Here is an 18,868-nt window from a genome sequence, read left to right on the forward strand (position 1 = left end):
TCTCGTAGCATGGTTGTCAATTCCTGGTGTCGAAATCGTCGGCAGCGACAGCTTCCTCACCGACCGCGGCCGGCGTGCCCGGCTTTACATGTCCCTCCGCGCGGTGGCGCGCGTAGAGGAAGGTGGCGACGGCGGTGATGGCAAGACAGGCGGCGAGGAACACCAGGCCGGACCGGTTGTCTCCGGTGGCGTCGTTGAACAGCCCTACGGCGTAGGGAGCAACGAAGCCGCCCAGGTTGCCGAGCGAGTTCACCATGGCAAGTCCGGCTGCCGCGGCAGCGCCGACCAGGGCCGTCGAGGGCATGGCGAGGAACGGGGCGATGGCGGAGTAGATGCCCATGGCCGCCAGCGTCAGGGCCATCATGGCCAGGACCGCGTTGACCTGGACCAGGTATCCGGCGGCCAGCAAACCAACGGCGGCCATGACCATGCTGATGCTCGCATGCATGACCCGGTTGCCGGTGCGGTCAGAGCGCCGGCTCCAGAAGTACACGAAGACGGCGGCAATCGTGTACGGGATGGCAACGATGAAGCCGACTTGCGTAGTGGTGAATTTGCCCAGTGCGGCGACGATGGTAGGCATCCACAGGCCGAGGCCGTAGATGCCGCAGACCAGTCCGAAGTACAGCGCGGAGTAGGCGATGGTCCGCGAGTCCTTGAGGCCTGCGAGGAAGTGGTGGGGCTGGCCCTTCTGCTTGTGTGCCAGCTCATCGTCCATGGTCTTGGTCAGCCATTCCCGCTCATCGTCCGCCAGCCAATGCGCATGGCTGGGGCGGTCGGTCATCAGGAACGGGGTCAGGAGGCCGAGGAGGATGGCCGGGACGCCTTCAATGATGTAGAGCCATTGCCAGCCTTGGAGGCCCAGAATGCCGTCCATCTGCAGCAATAGGCCCGAGACCGGGGCGCCCAGGGCATTGGACACGGGCTGGGCGAGGATGAAGATGCCCAGCACCGTGACGCGCTGGGCGGCAGGGAACCACAGCGTCAGGAAGAACAGGATGGCAGGGAAGAACCCCGCCTCAGCGGCACCCAACAGGAACCGGATGACGTAGAAGGTTACCTCGCCATTGACCAGCGCCATGGCCGTGGCAAAGATGCCCCAAGAGATGAGGATCCGGGCGATCCATTTACGGGCGCCAAACTTGTACATGCCGCCGTTGCTCGGGATTTCCAGCAAGGCGTAGCCGAGGAAAAAGATGCCTGCGCCGAGGCCATAGGCAGAGGCACTGAGGCCGATATCCTCGCTCATGGTCAGCTTTGCGAAGCCGACGTTGTTCCGGTCCAGGTAAGCGATGAAGTAAAGCAGGACGACCAGGGGCATAAGGCGGTTGCGGACCTTGCGCAGCGTCCGCTGGCCCAGCTCGTCAAGTTGATTGGCAGGATTCATTGACGTCATCATGCACCTCGCTGTGAGTAACGATCCCGCCCGGTTCCGCAGCGGAACAATACATATTTACCACTGAGAAACGCAATAGTCACCATACTTAGCATCTTCAGTTTGCGATTATTGCCGGGCAGCACTTCCCATCAAGCAGGTTTTAGTTGATGGGTGCGGGTCCGAGTTCTTCGAGGAGCTTTTGCATGGCGACGTAGGCCTTGTTGCGGTAGGCGACCAGTTCGGGGGTGCGCTCTGCCGGGACGTTGAGGAAGCCGGATCCGGTTTTGGTGCCGAGCTTTCCGGCCTCAACCAGGTCCGTGAGGATTTTCGGAGTCGCGAAGCGTTCCGGGAAGTCGGTCTGCAGGGATTTGTAGCAGAAGTTGTAGACGTCCAGGCCGGCCATGTCGGCGATCGCGAACGGGCCGAAGAACGGCAGCCGGAAACCGAAGGTGGTACGGACCAGGGTGTCGACGTCTTCCGCGGTCGCGATGCCCTGTTCCACCAGCTGGGCAGCCTCGTGGAAGAGGGCGTACTGCAGCCGGTTGAGCACGAACCCGGTGACGTCCTTGACCACGGCGGTCTGCTTCTTGGCGGCGTGAACCAGGTCCCGGACGGTCGCGACCGTTGCCGCGGAGGTCCCGGCGTGCGGGATGATCTCCACGCCAGGAATGAACGGGGACGGGTTGGAAAAATGCACGCCCAGGAACCGTTCCGGGTTGGTGACCGGTTGTGAGAGCTCAGCGATGGAGATGGTGGAGGTGTTGGAGCCGATGATCGCGTCAGCACGGGCGGCGGCGCTGATGCGGGCCAGGGTGTCGTGCTTGATGGCGATGACCTCGGGGACGGCTTCTTCAATGAAGCCGGCGTCCGCCACGGCTTCCTCGATATCCGTGGCGGCCCAGAGGTTTTGCCGCAGGGTCTCGGTGGCGCCCGCGGGGAACAGGCCGTCGGTTACGAACTGGTCGGATTCGGTGAGCAGCCGCTCGTAGTTCTGCCGGGCCACCTCGGCCGACACGTCCGCCAGTGCCACCCGGGCGCCGCCAAGCGCCAGTACCTGGGCGATCCCGCCGCCCATGTAGCCGGACCCGACCACCGCGATCTTGCCTGGGTTTTTGGGTGTTTCCGTCATGGCCAGTCACTCTCCAATCAGTCGGATTCGTAGGAGTGGATGGCGTCCACCTTGGCCGCGGAGGCCGAGCTTTCATCGAAGCGGTAGCTGAGCCACTCGCCCACGAGCTTCTTGGCAAGTTCCAGGCCGATGACCCGCTGGCCCATGGTGAGGACCTGGGCATTGTTGCTCAGGACCGAGCGTTCCACGGAGTAGCTGTCGTGCGCGGTGACGGCCCGGATGCCGGGGACCTTGTTGGCCGCGATAGCCACCCCCAGGCCCGTGCCGCAAACCAGCAGCGCCCGGTCGGCTTCGCCGTCGGCCACCTTCCGGGCGGCGTTGACCGCCAGATGCGGGTAGGCGGTGGAGTCGTTGGCGTCGACCCCGATGTCCACCACGGAGGCAACGCGCGGATCGGCTTCAAGCAGCGCCTTCAGGGCGTTTTTATATTCAACGCCCGCCTCATCGTTGCCGATTACGATGCGCCAACCTTCGGTGTCAGTCATTATGTACTCCCTTACCGGCCGTTGTGGCCTCGTCCGATGTTGCAGGTTCTGGCCTGGTCAGTTCCCTCTTGATGTGTTGCGCGACCCGTTCGCTGATGAGTCCGAACGAGACCGCGCCGGGGTCAGGGTGCCCAAGGCTCTTTTCCGCGAGGGGCCGGGCGCGGCCCTTGAGCGGGCGGAGATCAGCAGTCCGGTCGGCGGCTGTCCGTGCAGCGGCGGCAGCGGCGGCGAGGGCATCAGCCAAGGAGGTGCCGCCGTCGAGCTCGCCCAGCAAGGTGTCCCGGAAGGGCAGGAGGGCGTCCACCATGGTCTTGTCCCCGGGTTCGGCCTTGCCCAGTTCGGTGATCGCACTCACGAAAGCCTTCACCGCGGCGGCCGCATCCCCGGCCGAGTAGGACTCCCGGTTGCCCAGCGCCAGGCCCGCGGCGATGACCGCCGATCCCCAGAGCGCTCCCGAGGTTCCGCCGGCCCGTTCGCTCCAGGCCTCCCCGGCGGCGGTCAGGACCCGTTCAACCGATGCCCCGGTTGCCGCCTTCCGCTGTCCGGCCTCGAGGGCCGCGTCCACGCCGCGGCGCATACCGATGCCATGGTCCCCGTCGCCGGCGATGGCATCGAGGTTGCCCAGTTCCTCTTCGTACTCGACGACGACGTCCCGCACCCGGGCGAGCACGGCCGCCGCCTGCTGCCCGATCGCTGCCGCTGCGGAGGTGGTGTCCTCGGCCGCCTCGGACGCGGCGGCTTCCGGGCCGGCAAGTTCCCGGCGGGCGCGGGGTGCCGTGTTGCCCTTGCGGAACGCCGGGGTGTCGGCCGGGGCGGCCCAGTACTGTTCGAGTTCCTCGTCGAGCCAGAGCAGGGTCAGGGAGAGCCCGGACATGTCCAGGCTGGTGACGAGTTCGCCGCATTCGGGCTCCACTATGGTCAGTCCGGCGGCACTGAGGAGCTTCTCAATCTTGCCGAAGAGCAGAAACAGCTCGTCGTACTTGACCGTACCGAGACCGTTGACGATGGCGACCACGCGGCTGCCGGCGTCCTCCGGCTTGTCCTCCAGAAGCTTGGAAACAAGCAGCCCGGCCAGCTCCGAGGCGGTCGGCATCGGGTGTTCGGAGACGCCCGGCTCGCCATGGATGCCCAGGCCGAGTGACATCTGGCCCTCCGGGACGCTGAACAGCGGCGCGTCCGAGCCCGGCAGGGTGCACCCCCCGAACGCCACCCCGAGTGAACGGGTGCGGTGGTTGGTCCGGACCGCGAGGCGCTCCACCTCGTCCAGGTTGAGGCCAGCTTCGGCGGCGGCGCCGGCGATCTTGAAGACGGTAAGGTCCCCGGCGATGCCGCGGCGCTTTTCGATCTGCTCCAGCGGTGCGCTGGCGATGTCGTCGGTGACCAGGACGGTGCGGGTCTCGATCCCTTCGGCGTTCAGGCGCAGCTGGGCCTGGCCGAAGTGCAGCACGTCCCCGGCGTAGTTGCCGTAGCTCAGCAGCACACCGCCGCCGGCGTTTGCGGCTTTCGCCACCCGGTAGACCTGCCCGGCCGCTGGTGAGGCGAAGATATTCCCGCAGGCCGCGGCGGCGGCCAGGCCCGGACCCACGAGCCCCGCGAACGCCGGGTAGTGGCCGGAGCCGCCGCCGATCACCAGGGCGACCTGCCCGGCGGGAACCTCGGTGGCGCGGACTACGCCGCCGTCCACCCGGGCGACATGGCCGGGGTAGGCCGCGACGAAGCCGTCCAGTGCCTCATCCGCGAACTCAGCGGGATTATCGAAAATCTGCGTCATGATTCCTCATCGAATCCGTGTTGGATTATTAGTTTCCGGTACGGGGTCCGCGCCGCGCGGGGGCCCGCCATCTGTTCAGGAGCCGGCCAGTCTGGCGCCGGCGCCGGCGGGCTGCTGCCGGCCCTGCGCCACCTTGCTCGTCCCCAGGGCATAGCCGTCGGTCTTCGGCAGGACGTGGCGGCGCAGGTAGTCCTGGTTGCTGGCCGTAACCGACAGGCCGTCGCCGCCGTAGTGCTCCGTGCACAGAATCCCCTGGAAGCCCACGGAGATCGCCATCTTGAATGCCTCGCGATAGTTGATCAGGCCGTATTCCATCGGGGCCGGCATGGCAACGTAGCTGTCCCGGGCCACGTCCTCATCACGGATGTAGTTCTTCATATGCCAGTAGTTCGAGTAGGGCAGGGTCTTGGCCAGCAGTTCGCGCCAGTCTTCGATCGGCCGGTGCAGGCGGACAAGATTTCCGATGTCAGGGTTCAGCCCGACGTTGTCCAGTCCAATATCCTCCACCAGCTGCACGGACGAGTTCCCAGTGCCAAGGTAGGTGTCCTCGTACATCTCCAGCGAGAGCAGGACCCCCACCTCGGCCGCGTGCCGGCCGAGGTCGCGGAAACGCAGCACCGCGTTGTCCCAGGCTTCCTTGTCGTCCACCGGATCCTTGTAACCTTCAACCGTCCAGAACCAGAGGTGCTTTTGCTGCTCCGGGGTGATCGCCTGGTGCAGTCCAAACGAAACCACTTCGCAACCGAGTTCAGCCGCGGCGTCGATGGTTCGATGGCTGTACTCAAGGTTGGCTGACCAGTTGCCTTTCTCGATCACGCTGCGGCGGATGGCCGAGATGACGGGAATGCCGATGCCAACGCTTTCGGCGGTCTGTTTGAACTCGGTCAGGCGTTCTTTGCTGAGATCGCCGGGACGAACCCAGCTGTCCGTGAGGTCGGCGTCGGCAAAGCCGGCTTCCTTGACTTCGGTGAAAACCTCCGCCCAGGCGGAAGCGTCAGCGTCGTTGATTGGTGTGCCTTGGGCGTCCGTTCCTGGAAACTGCAGGAGGGCCGCGGTGATCGGCCAATTTTCAGCTGTGTACGCCATTGGTTCTTCACTCCTTCGTGAATCCTGTTCCTGGAGGAACCGCCCCGGCAGAAAGCTGTCAAGGCGACAAGGACTGTCCCGGGACACTCAGAAACCTATCGGGACTGTTCCCGCTTTGGAAGGGGTCACCGGCTGCCCAGGCCATCCAGCTGTGGCGACGCACCCGAAGGTCCACTTATCCCTCGGTAAGTCCGGTGCGTTTAGCGGGGGCGATGACTTTGATGACGGCGGAGTCGTCGGCGGCGGCGAGGCCTTGGGCCTGGCCGAGGAGGTAAAGCTGTTCGGCGGCCGCGGCTACGGGGGTCGCGAGGCCGGCGGCGCGGGTGGCTTTGCCTACGATGCCCATGTCCTTGACGAAAATGTCCAGGCGGGACAGGACTTCAGCGCCGCCCTCGTTGTAGGCCTCCAGGATGCGGGGGCCGCGGTTGGAGAGCATGAACGAGCCGGCGGCACCCGCTTCGAGGGCGGCGAGGGTCTTGGCCTGGTCAAGGCCCAGTGCGTCAGCCAGGGCCATGGCTTCTGCGGCGGCCGCGATGTGGACGCCGCAGAGGAGCTGGTTGACGGTCTTGAGGGCCTGGCCGTCGCCGGGCTTGTTGCCGACGACGGTCAGGGTGGAAGCCAGGAGTTCCAGGACCGGGCGGGCGCTGTCCAGGGCGGCGGGGTCGGAGCCGACGACGATCAGCAGGTCTCCTTCGCCGGCGCGCTTGGGGCCGCCGGAGAGCGGCGCGTCAACGAGGGAGACGCCGAGTTCGGCGAGGCGGGCCACAGTCGGGGGGATCGCGTCGGTGCCGACGGTGCTGCCAAGGATCACGACGGCGCCGGGTTTGAGCACGGCCGCGACGCCGGTGGCGCCGAAGAGGACCTCGTTGAGCTGTTCGGCGTTGCGGACCGCGAGCAGCAGGGCATCGGCGCCCCGGGCCGCGTCCCTGGCCGAGGTGAAGGTCCGGATGCCTGCCTCCTCCGCGAGTTTCAGGCGCGGTTCGGCGATGTCGAAGCCGTGGACGGTGAGCCGGGTGGCGAGGCGGGCCGCCATCGGCAGGCCCATCGCGCCCAGGCCAAGGACGGTGACTGTGTACTGTGCGGTCATGGTGTTCTCCAGTGAAGGCATCGTTTCAGGTGGTGGGGCCTAAAAGGTGTTGCTGAGTTTGCGCGTGACCTGGACCAAGGACTGGTCATCACCCACGTTGCCAGCGAAGACGACGAACGGGATGCCCTTGGCGGGGCCGTCCACCGGCTCCCAGAGGCTCACGATGCCCGGCAGCATGGGCCCTCGGACCATCGCATGCCGGATCTCCAGTCCATGGGCCGCGACGTCGGAGGAAGTGATGCCGCCCTTGGCGATGACGAACCGGGGCGGGAAAGTCTTGAGCGTGCGGTTTACCACGGAGACGACGGCGGCAGAGACAGTGCGTGCGATCCGCAGGCTTTCGACAGTGTCATCGGTCCTGATCAGCAGGCGGCTCGTGTGCAGGATCACGTCCCCGCCGTGCAGGGCAGCGGTGACCTCATCGACGCACCGGTCCAGGTAGGCGTCCGCGTCCGCGCGGAGCAGTTCCGCAACATCAATCTCTACGATCCGGGCCGCGGCGTGCTGGTCGGTAAGGGCCTTCAGCTGGCGGGTCGTAACGCCCACGTGCGAGCCCACCACGATCAGGCCGCCGGCCTCGGACGGGGTATGGCCGGCGTAGGCTTCCGCGCCGCTGAGCTCGGGCCGGATCTCCTGCCCGATCCGGGCCCGGACGAACGGCGGACCTACCCGGTAGAGGAGGTTCTTGCCGCGGCGTTCTGCTTCCTCCAGTCCCAGGGCCAGGGCGCGCAGATCATTCTCGGTCACAATGTCCGCCACGATCGGGGTGGACTCCGTCGCCGCGCCGATCGCGTCCGCGATCGCCCGGGCCGAACGCTCCGGATCCGCAGGAACACCGTCTGTCCCGGCCCCGGCCCGGACGATGTCCAGACCCAGCACGATCACCGACGCTGCCGGGAAACGGCCGCGGGACTTCTCCTCCACATACCGGGCCATCTCGGAGCTGGCGAACCCGAAGCTGGCATCACGGGCAAACTCCGTCTCCGCGACCGGGATCAGCTCTCCCGCCGCGGCACCGGTCCCGCGCATGTAATGCACACCGCCGATCGTCACCCTGCCCGCGTCCGGGAACGCCGGCACGATCACCACCCCGTCGGTCACCTCACCGCTGACCGCGGCGACCGTTGAGGCAATAACATCGGGCTCCAACGGAAAGTGCCCCCGCAAGGTCGAATCACTCCGGCTCACAAAACCCACCTTCAGCGGGACAGCCCCCGCGCCGGAGGCGGTGCCGGATCCGGTGGCGCCGGCCGCCGCCGTCAGGGCGTTCCGGACGACCTCCTCATTCCGGGCGGCGGCCTCCGCCGGATCAAGGCTGCGCGTGTTCGTAAGCACATACACTGCAGGCTTGCCCTGCCCAAAAGCCCATTCGAAGTCCGCCACTTCCCACCGCGTCAACACCGGCAAATCGGCCACCGACTGGGTACCCGTCGGATCATCATCCAAGACCACCAGAATCCGGAAAATCTCCGCGGAGGACCCCGCTACTTTACGGGCTACCAGCGTGGCGGGAACCTGGACTTCGGGCGGAAAAGAGGCCAGCAACTCTGCTTCTATGGGCACTTTGAACTCCGATATGGGGGAACGATTGGCTCAATTGCCTTTGTAAGTTTCCTGACCTAGGGGCTCGTTGCCCTGTGGCACGCATCACCGTGATCCTTCAGCAAAATATTCCTTTAAAGGGCCGGGGGCACCAGGGTGGAGCAAAATCGGGCGGGAATCTTGTCGGTGCTGTTTCCGGCCAGCTGACACTTCATACTCCCGTGACCGCCGAAGGTGCCGATAACCCATGTTCCGGCCGACGATGTGCCCCTTGGGCAACAGCTTGAATTACGTCAACAAATTGGGTCTTTTTGATCCACCGCGTCGCGCCTACCGTGGGACAACACGGGACGGCCAAACCGGGCTGCCGAAGTACGGAGGGTCTTAAAGATGACATCGCACGTCGCAGACTGCAGCGTAACCAACTGTTCCTTCAATGACCATACAAACTGCAACGCCGCCGCCATCACCGTCAGCGGCGCCGAAAACCACGCCAGCTGCGCAACGTTCATTGACACCGGCATGCACGGCGGCCTCCCCAAGGTGCTGGCCGACGTCGGAGCCTGCCAGCGCAGCGAATGCGTCCACAACGACCACCTGATGTGCCAGGCACCGGAAGTCCATGTGGGTCCCGGCGCGGACAACGCCGACTGCCTCACCTACGCCCACAGCTAAGCTTCCCGCCCCGTGGTTGAGCCTGTCGAAACCTTGGCGGGCCCAACCACCGGCGCTTTTGCGTGTCCGGGCTACTCTGCCGGCGCCCACAGCGTGCAGTTGATCGCGTCCGCCACCACGTCCTGCAGCTCGCCGGTGCGGTGCAGCACTTCCAACTGGCGGACAGCACCGGTACCAGCAGCCAGCAGATCATCAATCAGTGCTTCCACCCGGTCAAGGTCCCCGCTGTCCTCCAGCGCAGGACGGATGTGATTCAACAAGGTATTCACGACGGCGAGCGCCGAGGAAGGGCGGCTGGTGAGCGGATCCAGCAGCTCGCCGCGCAGTCCCCACCGGCTGGCCTTCCAGCCGGCCAGGCGGAGCAGTGCCGCCGGCACAGCCACGGGTTCGATGCCGTCCCGCCACTCCCGGGCTGCGGTCTCCACCAGCCCGCGGACAATACCGGCAAGCAGCACGGTGTTCTCCGGCCGCAGGCAAACATCGGCTATCCGGACTTCAACGGTGGGATAGTGCCGCGACAGCCTCGCGTCGAAGTAGATCATGCCCTCGTCCAGAGCCACGCCAGTGCTGATCATGTCGTGCACGAGCTGGTGGTAGGCGTCCGGGGAACCGAGGATCTCCAAGGGTCCGGCGGACGGCCACCGGTTCCACACCTGCGAGCGGTAGCTGGCATAGCCGGTTTCTTTTCCATGCCAAAAGGGGGAGTTGGCGCTCAGGGCGATCAGCACCGGCAGCCAGATGCGGATCCGGTCCAGCACGCCCACGGCCTCTTCCGCCGACTCCACAGAGACATGGATGTGGCAGCCACAGGTGAGCTGTTCCCTCGCGGTGAGCCCGTACTCTTCGGTCATGGCCATGAAGCGGCGCAGCTGCACCGGATGGGGATCGGCGGGAAGTGGGGACGTGGCCAGGGCGGCTACCCGAACGCCCACGTCCTGTGCCGCCCTGTCCGCGATGGCCCTTCCCCGAATGATGTCCGCTTCCAGTGCGGCCATGGTGGCGTGCGGAGGAGTGACTACCTCGATCATTTCCTGCTGGAATTCTGCGGTCAGGACTGGACCGGAAGCGGAGTCCATCGGACGGACGTACAGGTCCCACAGCGCGCCGGCCACAGGCACTGCCTCTCCCGTGCCTGGGTCCACCAGCAACAGCTCCTCCTCGACGCCGAACGTCCGCAGCGCCCCTTCAGTGTCGCGTCGGCCGGCGTCCAGGACTGAGCCGGCCTCTGCCGTGGCGTCTTCTGTTCCTGAGCCGTCCATCGCCGTCGTCCTTCTGTCATTCCATCCGGGCCAGTTCGTCCCAGAAACACGCAAGCGTGGCCGCGCCGTTCACCAGGACCTCAAGGCTGGCGCTCTCGTCGCTGTCATGCCAGTGGTCCTCCACCAGGCCTGTTCCGAAAAACAGGACCGGGGTATCCAGTGACCGGCTGAGGAGCTCGGCCGGGCCGCCGCCCGCATTGCCCATCCTGCCCACAGTGCGGGCGCGGAAGCCGCTGGCCATGGCCCGTTCCAGCGCGGCAACAGCCGGATGGTCCGGAGTCCAGTACGGCTCCTGGGCGGTCTCAAGGTCCACGCTGAGCGTGTGCCCGTAGTTCTCCCCGATGGTGTCCTGAACCCATTGCTGGAACTGCTCCGCCACTTTCTCCACCCGCTGGCCGGCGACGGTCCGGAAGCTCAGGTCCACGGACGCCACCGACGGAACGGCGGCGCTGGAAAGTCCGCCAGGATCGCCGGCGATCAAAGCTGTGACCTCCACCGCCGGCCGGAGCCACAGGCGTTCCGGAACCGTGTACCCCTTCTCACCAAGGATGCTTCCGGACTCGGAGCGCTCTACCCAGTCCTCTTCTGTGAACGGCAGGCGTGCGAGCGCCTCCCGAAAGTGCTCCGGCACTCGCGCAATGTCGTCGTAGAACCCGGGGATGGCGATCCGGCCATCTTCGTCGTGAAGGCCGGCGAGCAGCCTGCCCAGTTCAAAGGCGGGATTGGGCGCCGCCCCGGAGACGGCGCCGCTGTGGACGTCCACGTCAGGACCAGTAACCTCCAGGTGCGCGCTGAGCATCCCGCGAAGGCTCATGCACAAGGCTGGATGATCTGCGCGGAAGAGCAGGGTGTCCGAGAAGAGCACCAGGTCCGCCTTGAACCTGTGCCCCTGCTCCTCCAGCAACTGGGCCAGGTGCGGCGACCCGCTCTCTTCCTCCCCCTCGACGAGGTACTTCAGGTTGACGGCCGGCGCGGGGGTTGAGCCTGAACTCCCGGCGGTTGAGCCTGTCGAAACCCCGGTGGAGTGCGAGAGCGTTGGGGTTTTGGCCGCATTAAGTGAGAGAGCGTCCGGGTTTTGGGGGTCATAAGTGAGAGAGCGTCTGGATTGTTGGTGCAGGTGGGCGCGGAGGGACCAGAGGTGGGCCAGGACCTGCCCCTTGGCGTCCGAGCTGCCCCGCCCGTACAGCCTGCCGTCCCGAACCGCCGGCTCGAAGGGTGCGGTCTGGTCCCACTGCTCCGGCTTGGCCACCCGAACATCGTGGTGGCTGTACACCAGGACGGTGGGGGCGCCGGGCGCCTCACACCACTCGGCGTACACGGCGTGCGACTCCCCGGTGGGCAGCACCTCCACCACCGGAAAGCCCACGCCGCGGAACGCCGCTGCCAGCCAGTTGGCCGAGCGGAGCATGTCCTGCGCGTGCTCCGGCTCCCCCAGCACGCCGGGCACGCGCACCCACTCGGCCAACTCCCGCTCCAATTCGCCCTGCTGTGAGCGGACGAAGGCGTGAAGGTCCGTGCCGCCGTCGTTATCCGCAGCTGGCTCCGGGCCATGGTTCTTGAGGCCCTCGTTGTCCGGGCCGTCGTGCGTCAGTTCCTCGTGACCGGGCCCGTCATGGCCCTCGAGGCCGTGATACTGCTCCATGCCTTACCGCGGCTGGGCCGGGTTGGTGGGATCGCCCTGCGACGGCGGGTTGATCGGAGGTCCCGGCACGCTGGCCGTCTGCGGGGTGTCTGGCTGGCCCGTATTGACCTCAGGCGTGGTCGGCGTCCGCGGCCCCCGGGGTACGGCGCCGCCCTGCAGGTCATGGAGCCTCTTTTCGAGGATCTGCAGGATGGGCAGGCGGTTCCCGTGGGCCTTCTCGTAGGTGACCAGCTGCGCCACATCCGCCTCCTCCAGGCCGGAGATCCGGGACGGCAGGGTTCCCACCGGCAGGTGGTCGTAGTCGGGCAGCGGCAGTTCGCTGTGCTGGGGTACTTCGTTCATGGTTGTTCAGCTCCTTAGGTCAGTGAGGTCAACAGTTCAGCGCACGCCTGTTCACAGCGGCGGCACGCTTCCGCGCAGATCTGGCAGTGGTCGTGCATGTCCGCGTGCTTTTCGCATTCGTCCCCGCAGGCCTTACAGGCGGTCCGGCAGGCCTCCACCAGTGCCCGGGTGACGTTGGCGTTGGACCCGGTGAGCCGGGAAAGCACCTTCCCCGTCGTGGCGCAGATATCCGCGCAGTCGAGGTCGGTGCGGATGCACTGGGCCAGGTCCGCCACCATGTCCTCGCCGAGGCAGGCGTCGGCACAGCCAGTGCAGGTCTGCGCGCATTCGTAACAGGCGCTGATGCACTCCGAAAGCCTGGTCACATCGATTCCGCCGAGGTCCTTGGGATATGCGTCAATCATGGACCGTATATGGGTCATGCCCGTTCTCCTGTTCCCTGGCTTCTTCGAATCGCCAACCTTTTTGGTAAGTACACTTACTTGTTTCACGGTACCGGGATGGGCGCCGCTGGTACAGGGGCAAGATTCCCCTCCGACCAACCCGACCAGCGGCGGCACGGCAGCGCCGCGTCAGGCGCTGGCCTCGGCCCCGACCGGTTCAGGCTCCAGGGATCCGTGGGCAAACACTGATTCGGCCATCTGGGCGGCGATCGCATCCCAGTGGTATTGCTTCAGCAACTCGCGGGTCTTCGCTTTCGGCCCCCGCGACGGATCCCGCCGGCCAAGCTTCCGGCACAACGCCGCGAAGTCCGCACCGTCATCGCGCAGGTGCACCACACCAGGGAAATCCGCGACGACGTCCGGCACCCGCGTGGAGACCACCGGCAGGCCGGCGGCCAGGTACTCGAGCGTTTTGGTGGGGCTGATGGAGCGGGTGGCCTCGTTCAGCGCGAACGGCATCAACGCCACGTCCAGCCCGGCCATCGCCACCGGCAGGTCGGCATAGCAGGTGTAGCCTTCATAGCTGATGTTGGGCGCCTGGGGCAGGCTGGCCGGATCGATCTTGGCCACCGGCCCGTACATCCTGATATCCCACTCCGGGAGGGCGTTCGCCAGGTCCGCGATCAGCGCGAGGTCCAGCCGTTCGTCCAGGACGCCCACGTATCCGGCAACGGGACGCTGCCCCGGAACCCGGGCCTCGGCCGTCGGGAGCCTGTAATGCTCCGGCTCCACGCCGCTGGGAAAGAGGAGGGTGTCCGTGCGGCCCTGCCGCACCATGGAGCGGTGGAGCGAGCGGCCGCCGGCAAAAACGACGTCGGCCCGGCGCAGTGCCTGCCGCTGCCTTACCACCAGTTCAGGCGGGGCGTCCTTGAAGGCGGCGAGATCATCCATGACGTCGTAGACGAGCGTGGTGGGGTTCAGGGCGAGGGCCAGTTCCAGCGCCAGCGGCGTGTACAGCCAGACCACGCGGTCGCCGGCAGGCGGCCCCACCAGTTCAGGCAGCTGCGCGATGTAGTCCGGCAGGACGTCGTCGAAAAAGCCCACGTGGTGGCCCTGCTCCGGAATCTCCAGCCAGGCGCGGTGGAGGCCGTCCACCTGAATGTGGTTCATCCGGTTTGGTCCGCTGAATCCCGGCGACGGTGTGAGCGGCTCCTCCACATACCAGGTGGAACAGCGGGAACCCAGCCGGGAGACCAGGTGCTGGGGACGCTGCCAGACCCAGTCCCAGCGGAGGTGCGACAAAACAATCAGTTCACTCGGCATTGGCTATCCTCAATTCCATTCGTGTCTCCGTGCGGGGAAGGCTGTTTCCCTGATCCGCTTCAGGGGCCGGTATCCACTTCCAGTGGGACATCTGGGACTCGTACCCGCGCAGCCACGTGGCAACCGGTTCGCCCAGGGTGTACGCCGGCAGGTCCTTTGCGGACACGCCGGCCGCGGCTTTCGTGTAGGTTTCTGACATCACGGACGGCTGCCGCGCCAGCTCCTGGTCCAGCCAGAAGACGCCCACGGGGTCGATGTGGCCATCGCTGCGGAACAGCAGCGAGTCCCAGTCCGTGGAGTCGATCACCGGGAACCAGCACAGGCCGTCCAGCGGCACCCCCATGTGCCGGGCCCGTTCGCACTGCTCCAGGACGTACTTGAACCAGGTGGCCCGGTCCGAGGTGCGGCCGCGGACATTGGTTTCGGTGAGCAGGCACGGCAGCCGGTACCGGTCCCAGTACAGGTAGATCTGTTGCGCCAGCGGCAGGGGGTGCGGGGTGTTGGGCGTGCCGCCCTTGTCATCGAAGTGCCACTGGCAGTGGGCGTAGTAGTCCAGGCCCAGCACGTCGATCCGCCCCGGTTCCAGGCCCTGCAATTTCCCGCCGCCCGCTTCACGAAGCAGCTCTGCCATGGGCCCGTCCGGGTCATAGCCCGTGCCGTCGAACCTGCCCAGGAAGCTGTCCAGCACCAGGAACCGGCGCTCGTTGGCCATGGTGGCGTAGGCGCTTCCGCCGGCCCCCTCCCCGGTGTGGTGTTCGCAGCTGTCCACCCACACATGCTTGGCGCCCGGCAGCAGCTCCGCGTAAGCGCGGCTGGCCTCCGCTACGGCCGGAATTACGTTGAGGATCTGGGCCACAAAGTTGTCCAGGCCCTTCTGGTAGGGCGGCCAGATGCCCTCATGCCCCGTGAGGAACAGGGTGGAGAACGGCTCGTTAAAGAGCGTGTACTCCTCCACGCACGGGTAGCGCCTGGCGAACTCTTCTGTGTACCGGAGGTAGGCGGTGCGGAACCGCGGATCCGCGAAGCCGCCCTCCATCCATCGGGGATAACTCGTATGGTGGACCAGGTCCACGATGGGCCGGAAGCCGTGGTCGCGGAGATAGTGCAGCACCTTGTCCGTGTCCTGCCAGTTCAAGACACCCTCTTCAGCCTCCACGCGGTGCCAGCGGACGGGGTATCTCAGCCTGCTGATTCCGCACTTGGTGAGCAGCGCCAGGTCCTGCTTCCACTGGACATCGTGCGCAGTGGATTCGAAGATGTCCTTGTCGTGCCTGGGGAGGTACGTACTCTCGAACGCGCCAATGATCTCGATTCCGCTCATATGCCGGCGCCTTCGCCCTGCAGAACGGGATTTTTGGCGCTCTCCGTAGTTGCAGCGCTGCCAGGGCTGTCCGCGCTGCCAGCGCGGCCGGCCAGGTGCTCGTACACCAGGTCCAGCAGTTCCGCGGCCCGCAGGTTCAGCCGCCGGGATTCGTCCAGGTCCCGGTCCAGCCGGGCAACCTCAGCACGGAGCTCGGCGATGTCAGTTGCGGCGATGGCCAGCCGCAGGTTGATCTCCTCCAGCGGGTCCTCCAGGGGCTCGTGCTCGTGGATGGCGTCAATCAGGGGATCATTCATGGCATTGCCCTCACTTTCAATCGGCTGGCAGGTACGGCGCCTTCTTCCCGGCGCCCGTTGTGTGGTGTTACATCTTCCGCTTCAAGCCCCAGCCCGGCGAGGCTGGACTTCAGCTCTGCCAGATCCACCGGGGCGTGGAACCGGCAGCCCGGAAACGGCGGCGCGGACTCTCCCGGCTGGACTTCCAGGACCGCCTCAGCCGGTGCGTCCTGGTTCCTCAGCAGGTGCCCGATCAGAGTCAGCGTGTTCTCCCGGCCCTGCCCGTTGAGGGAATTCAGCAGCAGCCGCGCGTACACGTGCAGCGGACCGGCACCCTGATGGGCTAGTTTCGCCAGCGGGGCGGTCTCGCGCAGGGAATTGAGGTTGACCCTTTCGCCGCGTAACGAGCCGGTGCCACCGTGCGGGGCATGCAGGTTCTGGACCGCCGGCCGGCTGTAGTCCACCGCCACCACGTGGTGCCCCTGCTCCGCGAAATGCCGGGCATCGGCGCCAAGGCCGCAGCCCAGCTCCAGGATCCGGGAGCCAGGACGGAGCACGCCGGCCCAATCCTTCGCCAACGCCGCCGGTTCAGACCAGGACGACGGCGTGTGCCCGGCACCCTGCCCGGCGTCGCCGCGGAGCAGCGCCCTGTGGTGGTCCTCCCAGTTCTCCCGGTCCCCGTCCAAGCTGCCCAGCCAGTTGTCATAACGACGGCGGGCCGGCGGCGGCGTGCTGAACCGGAAGGCCGGGTCAGGGGTCCGCCAGGTGCGGCCATAGATTGCCGCCAGCATTTGCTCCGGCTCCGCCGGGGCAGGCAGTTCCCTGCCGTTGATGGTGAGGCTGCGGAGCGGGAAAATCTTCACCGTCCCGGCGCGCTCCCGGGCGTGGAACGTGCCGTGGAACCAGCCATCAACCAGGAAGTAGGTGAAGATGTCCAGGTAGAACCGGTCCGTGCCGTCCGCCGCCGGGAACAGCAGCTGCAGGTGCCCCGCCGAGTGCCGCACCGTTTCGTAGCCTTGGGCGTGGAGGGCCCGTTCCAGCTCGAAGCCCTCCAGCGCGATGTCCGACGGGTTCTGATGCCGGCTCAGGTAGGCCAGGTCCACGTCGTCGTCTCCCGGCATCACGCGCCCGTCCCGGACAGGTCCCAGGAGCGTGCCGCCGGTAACGAACAGCTCCTGCCCGCGGCCGCGCAACCACTCCACCAGCCGGCACGCCTCATCCAGGGCTTCATCGATCAGGTAGGCCCGCTCGCCGGCGAAGTTGCGCCCGATCCGCCCCCACTTATTGATGATCTGCGGGATACCCGTGCCGGCTTCCTCAAGCGAGAACTGGTGCGGCGCGTCATCAAAGGCGACTGTCGCCGTCGTACTCAGCGGCAGTCCGTCCTGGAGCACTGAGAGCCGCGCCCATCCCGAGAGCCTCCCGGCGAGGGCCGCAGGCCAGTCGATGACGGACACTTCCGGGCCGGGCGTGACAGTTTCGCCGGCGCGGACGTTCCAGATGGGCCTGCCTTCGAGCAGGATGGACAGCGTGGCGTCCGCCGGGATGGGCGGGCCCTCCAGCCGCAGCGACTGCCGGTCCGCCTGGAGCCGGTGGCTGTGGACCCGCTTGTGGGCCTGGACGGGATGGACCTCGGCGACGTGTGTCTCGGCGGCGTGTGTCTCGACAGCCTCCCTCATGGCTGGGCCACCAGTTCCGGGTCCTTGGACGGGTCCGTGTACGGCAGGCGGACGTCCACCACCTGGCCGGTCATGGCCGAGGCCAGGACCTGGATGCTCGCCCCGGCAACTGCCGCCGCGGGCAGCAGCGATCCTTCCGCTTCCACCCCGAACGCCCTGGTCCGCATGGGAGTGGCGGTCCGGCTGGGGCTGATGCAGTTCACCCGGATGCCGTCCGTGCTCCATTCATCCGCGAGCGCCTGGGTGAGGTTGACGATGGCGGCCTTGGTCGCGGAGTAGACCGTGTAGTTGGCGCGGCCGCGGGTGTACGAGCTGGACGCAAAGAGGGTCAGCGATCCCCTGCTCGCCGCCAGGTACTTCTGGGATTCCTGCGCCACAATGAAGGCTGCAGTGAGGTTGACGTCCACATCGTGGTGCAGCTGCTCATCGGTCAGCTGCGCGAGCGGACCCACGCTGAGCACGCCGGCCGTGAGGATCACATGGTCAATGCGGCCATGGACGGCCGCCGCCTCGGCGAGCGCCCGCGCCACGCACTGGCGGTCCTCCACATACGTCCCGTTGCCCGTGCGGCTTTGCCCGATCACCGAGGCGCCTTCCGCCTCAAGCTGCTGGACCAGCTCCAGGCCAATGCCCGAACTGGCACCGAAAACCATGACCTTCGCGCCGCGCAGCCCGCCGGTGTTCCCGCCGGGTAGCACGGTCTTGTGCTTGAGCTGGAAAAGCTTGTCCGCAAGGTGGATGTCAATGGGCTGGGTGATCTTGATATTCGCCTCGTCGCCGTCCACCACGAAAATGGGGACATCCGGGCAGTATTTAAGGACAACGGAGCAGTCGTCGGTAGCCGAGAAGTCCGGGTCCTGGTTGGCCCGCTCGTAGGCCGTTGCGATCACGGACATCCGGAACGCCTGCGGCGTCTGGCCGCGCCGCAGTTTGGCCCGGGGCGGCACGGCGCGGATGAAGTTGTGGTCGTCCACTTCGATGATGGTGTCCGCCGACGGAATGGCGGTGTCGACGGCGGAATAAACGTCGAGTGCGCGGATGCAGGCTGTAATGATGTCCTCGTCGAGCAGGGGCCGGACGGCGTCGTGGAAAATGACGTTGGCGTCCTTGTCCGCAATGGCCTCCAGTGCGCGGCACGAAGTTTCGCTGCGGTCCGCACCGCCCGGATAGATGCCGGTAACCTTGCTCGCCCTGGCCCCCGCCTTGCCGTCCGGGGTGGCCCCGCTGTGCAGCAGCAGTTCCCGGGCCTTGGGAATGTAGCCGGGCGCCATCATGACGATGATCTCGTCCACCAATCCGGAGTGCTCGAACAGCTCCACCGTATGCTCCAGGCTGGTGCGGCCGGCGATGGGGACAAATTGTTTAGGGATGTCCAGGCCCATCCGGGCCCCGACTCCTCCGGCGAGGATGACCGCCACGTTGCGGCGCCGGGTGCCGGAGGTGGAAGAGGGTGGTTTCTGGTCCATGGCTGGTCCTTTCTTCGAAAAATGG

At 66.4% G+C, this 18,868-nt stretch carries 17 protein-coding genes; 1 reads left to right on the forward strand and 16 read right to left on the reverse strand.

The features are described from left to right. Nucleotides 1-16: 16 nt before the first annotated feature. From QFZ36_RS08010 to QFZ36_RS08040, 7 genes are all read right to left on the reverse strand, one after another. Nucleotides 17-1,396 (reverse strand): MFS transporter, encoded by a 1,380-nt coding sequence (locus QFZ36_RS08010; protein WP_306635365.1) that lies wholly within the window; start codon nt 1,394-1,396, stop codon nt 17-19. 142 nt (nt 1,397-1,538) lie between these two features. Beyond that, nucleotides 1,539-2,507, reverse strand: coding sequence for a 3-hydroxyacyl-CoA dehydrogenase family protein (locus tag QFZ36_RS08015; RefSeq protein ID WP_306635367.1), 969 nt, complete (start codon nt 2,505-2,507; stop codon nt 1,539-1,541). 17 nt (nt 2,508-2,524) lie between these two features. Then, nucleotides 2,525-2,992, reverse strand: coding sequence for a ribose-5-phosphate isomerase (locus QFZ36_RS08020; RefSeq protein ID WP_306635369.1), 468 nt, complete (start codon nt 2,990-2,992; stop codon nt 2,525-2,527). Next, the gene (locus QFZ36_RS08025) at nt 2,985-4,763 is read right to left on the reverse strand and encodes a dihydroxyacetone kinase family protein (RefSeq protein ID WP_306635371.1); all 1,779 of its coding nucleotides are present in this window, start codon (nt 4,761-4,763) and stop codon (nt 2,985-2,987) included. Before QFZ36_RS08025 ends, QFZ36_RS08020 begins: the two co-directional genes overlap by 8 nt. A gap of 75 nt (nt 4,764-4,838) precedes the next feature. Beyond that, on the reverse strand, nt 4,839-5,849 hold the full coding sequence (locus tag QFZ36_RS08030) for a sugar phosphate isomerase/epimerase family protein (protein WP_306635373.1): 1,011 nt from the start codon (nt 5,847-5,849) through the stop codon (nt 4,839-4,841). 175 nt (nt 5,850-6,024) lie between these two features. Further along, on the reverse strand, nt 6,025-6,936 hold the full coding sequence (locus QFZ36_RS08035) for an NAD(P)-dependent oxidoreductase (RefSeq protein WP_306635374.1): 912 nt from the start codon (nt 6,934-6,936) through the stop codon (nt 6,025-6,027). 39 nt (nt 6,937-6,975) lie between these two features. Then, nucleotides 6,976-8,499, reverse strand: a complete 1,524-nt coding sequence (locus tag QFZ36_RS08040) for a four-carbon acid sugar kinase family protein (protein WP_306635376.1) — start codon at nt 8,497-8,499, stop codon at nt 6,976-6,978. 369 nt (nt 8,500-8,868) lie between these two features. Between QFZ36_RS08040 and QFZ36_RS08045 the strand changes: the two genes are divergently transcribed. Further along, nucleotides 8,869-9,153: a DUF1540 domain-containing protein gene (locus QFZ36_RS08045; RefSeq protein WP_306635378.1), complete on the forward strand. Its 285-nt coding sequence runs from the start codon at nt 8,869-8,871 to the stop codon at nt 9,151-9,153. 71 nt (nt 9,154-9,224) lie between these two features. Here the strand turns inward: QFZ36_RS08045 and QFZ36_RS08050 are convergent, their stop codons facing one another. The 9 genes from QFZ36_RS08050 to QFZ36_RS08090 all read right to left on the reverse strand — a co-directional run bounded on the left by QFZ36_RS08050 (nt 9,225) and on the right by QFZ36_RS08090 (nt 18,843). Next, nucleotides 9,225-10,412: a carboxylate-amine ligase gene (locus QFZ36_RS08050; RefSeq protein ID WP_306635380.1), complete on the reverse strand. Its 1,188-nt coding sequence runs from the start codon at nt 10,410-10,412 to the stop codon at nt 9,225-9,227. Between the two features lie 16 nt (nt 10,413-10,428). After that, complete coding sequence (locus tag QFZ36_RS08055; RefSeq protein WP_306635382.1) at nt 10,429-12,054, reverse strand: M20/M25/M40 family metallo-hydrolase; 1,626 nt, start codon at nt 12,052-12,054, stop codon at nt 10,429-10,431. A 3-nt stretch (nt 12,055-12,057) separates the two neighbouring features. Then, complete coding sequence (locus QFZ36_RS08060) at nt 12,058-12,396, reverse strand: hypothetical protein (RefSeq protein ID WP_306635384.1); 339 nt, start codon at nt 12,394-12,396, stop codon at nt 12,058-12,060. Nucleotides 12,397-12,410: 14 nt separating this feature from the next. Next, the gene (locus QFZ36_RS08065; RefSeq protein ID WP_306635386.1) at nt 12,411-12,818 is read right to left on the reverse strand and encodes a four-helix bundle copper-binding protein; all 408 of its coding nucleotides are present in this window, start codon (nt 12,816-12,818) and stop codon (nt 12,411-12,413) included. Between the two features lie 150 nt (nt 12,819-12,968). Beyond that, complete coding sequence (locus tag QFZ36_RS08070; RefSeq protein WP_306635388.1) at nt 12,969-14,102, reverse strand: glycosyltransferase; 1,134 nt, start codon at nt 14,100-14,102, stop codon at nt 12,969-12,971. Then, on the reverse strand, nt 14,092-15,423 hold the full coding sequence (locus tag QFZ36_RS08075; protein WP_306635390.1) for a family 1 glycosylhydrolase: 1,332 nt from the start codon (nt 15,421-15,423) through the stop codon (nt 14,092-14,094). The genes QFZ36_RS08070 and QFZ36_RS08075 overlap by 11 nt, the downstream gene beginning before the upstream one ends. Then, a complete protein-coding gene (locus tag QFZ36_RS08080) occupies nt 15,420-15,719 on the reverse strand; it encodes a DUF6752 domain-containing protein (protein ID WP_306635392.1) in 300 nt (99 codons plus the stop codon). Before QFZ36_RS08080 ends, QFZ36_RS08075 begins: the two co-directional genes overlap by 4 nt. Beyond that, entirely contained in the window at nt 15,716-17,377 is a 1,662-nt protein-coding gene (locus tag QFZ36_RS08085; RefSeq protein ID WP_306635394.1) for a class I SAM-dependent methyltransferase, read from the reverse strand. Before QFZ36_RS08085 ends, QFZ36_RS08080 begins: the two co-directional genes overlap by 4 nt. Next, nucleotides 17,374-18,843 (reverse strand): bifunctional cytidylyltransferase/SDR family oxidoreductase, encoded by a 1,470-nt coding sequence (locus QFZ36_RS08090; RefSeq protein ID WP_306635396.1) that lies wholly within the window; start codon nt 18,841-18,843, stop codon nt 17,374-17,376. The genes QFZ36_RS08085 and QFZ36_RS08090 overlap by 4 nt, the downstream gene beginning before the upstream one ends. Between the last annotated feature and the right edge of the window lie 25 nt (nt 18,844-18,868).

It is taken from the genome of Pseudarthrobacter siccitolerans (genome assembly GCF_030823375.1).
GTDB lineage: Bacteria > Actinomycetota > Actinomycetes > Actinomycetales > Micrococcaceae > Arthrobacter > Arthrobacter siccitolerans_A.

Bases quoted from the DNA above. Each gene is read 5' to 3' on its own strand.
- QFZ36_RS08035 (WP_306635374.1), bottom strand. From the start codon at position 6,936: ATGACCGCACAGTACACAGTCACCGTCCTTGGCCTGGGCGCGATGGGC.
- QFZ36_RS08080 (WP_306635392.1), bottom strand. From the start codon at position 15,719: ATGAATGATCCCCTGATTGACGCCATCCACGAGCACGAGCCCCTGGAG.
- QFZ36_RS08085 (WP_306635394.1), bottom strand. From the start codon at position 17,377: ATGAGGGAGGCTGTCGAGACACACGCCGCCGAGACACACGTCGCCGAG.
- QFZ36_RS08055 (WP_306635382.1), bottom strand. From the start codon at position 12,054: ATGGAGCAGTATCACGGCCTCGAGGGCCATGACGGGCCCGGTCACGAG.
- QFZ36_RS08060 (WP_306635384.1), bottom strand. From the start codon at position 12,396: ATGAACGAAGTACCCCAGCACAGCGAACTGCCGCTGCCCGACTACGAC.
- QFZ36_RS08070 (WP_306635388.1), bottom strand. From the start codon at position 14,102: ATGCCGAGTGAACTGATTGTTTTGTCGCACCTCCGCTGGGACTGGGTC.
- QFZ36_RS08025 (WP_306635371.1), bottom strand. From the start codon at position 4,763: ATGACGCAGATTTTCGATAATCCCGCTGAGTTCGCGGATGAGGCACTG.
- QFZ36_RS08030 (WP_306635373.1), bottom strand. From the start codon at position 5,849: ATGGCGTACACAGCTGAAAATTGGCCGATCACCGCGGCCCTCCTGCAG.
- QFZ36_RS08045 (WP_306635378.1), top strand. From the start codon at position 8,869: ATGACATCGCACGTCGCAGACTGCAGCGTAACCAACTGTTCCTTCAAT.
- QFZ36_RS08010 (WP_306635365.1), bottom strand. From the start codon at position 1,396: ATGACGTCAATGAATCCTGCCAATCAACTTGACGAGCTGGGCCAGCGG.
- QFZ36_RS08015 (WP_306635367.1), bottom strand. From the start codon at position 2,507: ATGACGGAAACACCCAAAAACCCAGGCAAGATCGCGGTGGTCGGGTCC.
- QFZ36_RS08065 (WP_306635386.1), bottom strand. From the start codon at position 12,818: ATGACCCATATACGGTCCATGATTGACGCATATCCCAAGGACCTCGGC.
- QFZ36_RS08090 (WP_306635396.1), bottom strand. From the start codon at position 18,843: ATGGACCAGAAACCACCCTCTTCCACCTCCGGCACCCGGCGCCGCAAC.
- QFZ36_RS08075 (WP_306635390.1), bottom strand. From the start codon at position 15,423: ATGAGCGGAATCGAGATCATTGGCGCGTTCGAGAGTACGTACCTCCCC.
- QFZ36_RS08020 (WP_306635369.1), bottom strand. From the start codon at position 2,992: ATGACTGACACCGAAGGTTGGCGCATCGTAATCGGCAACGATGAGGCG.
- QFZ36_RS08050 (WP_306635380.1), bottom strand. From the start codon at position 10,412: ATGGACGGCTCAGGAACAGAAGACGCCACGGCAGAGGCCGGCTCAGTC.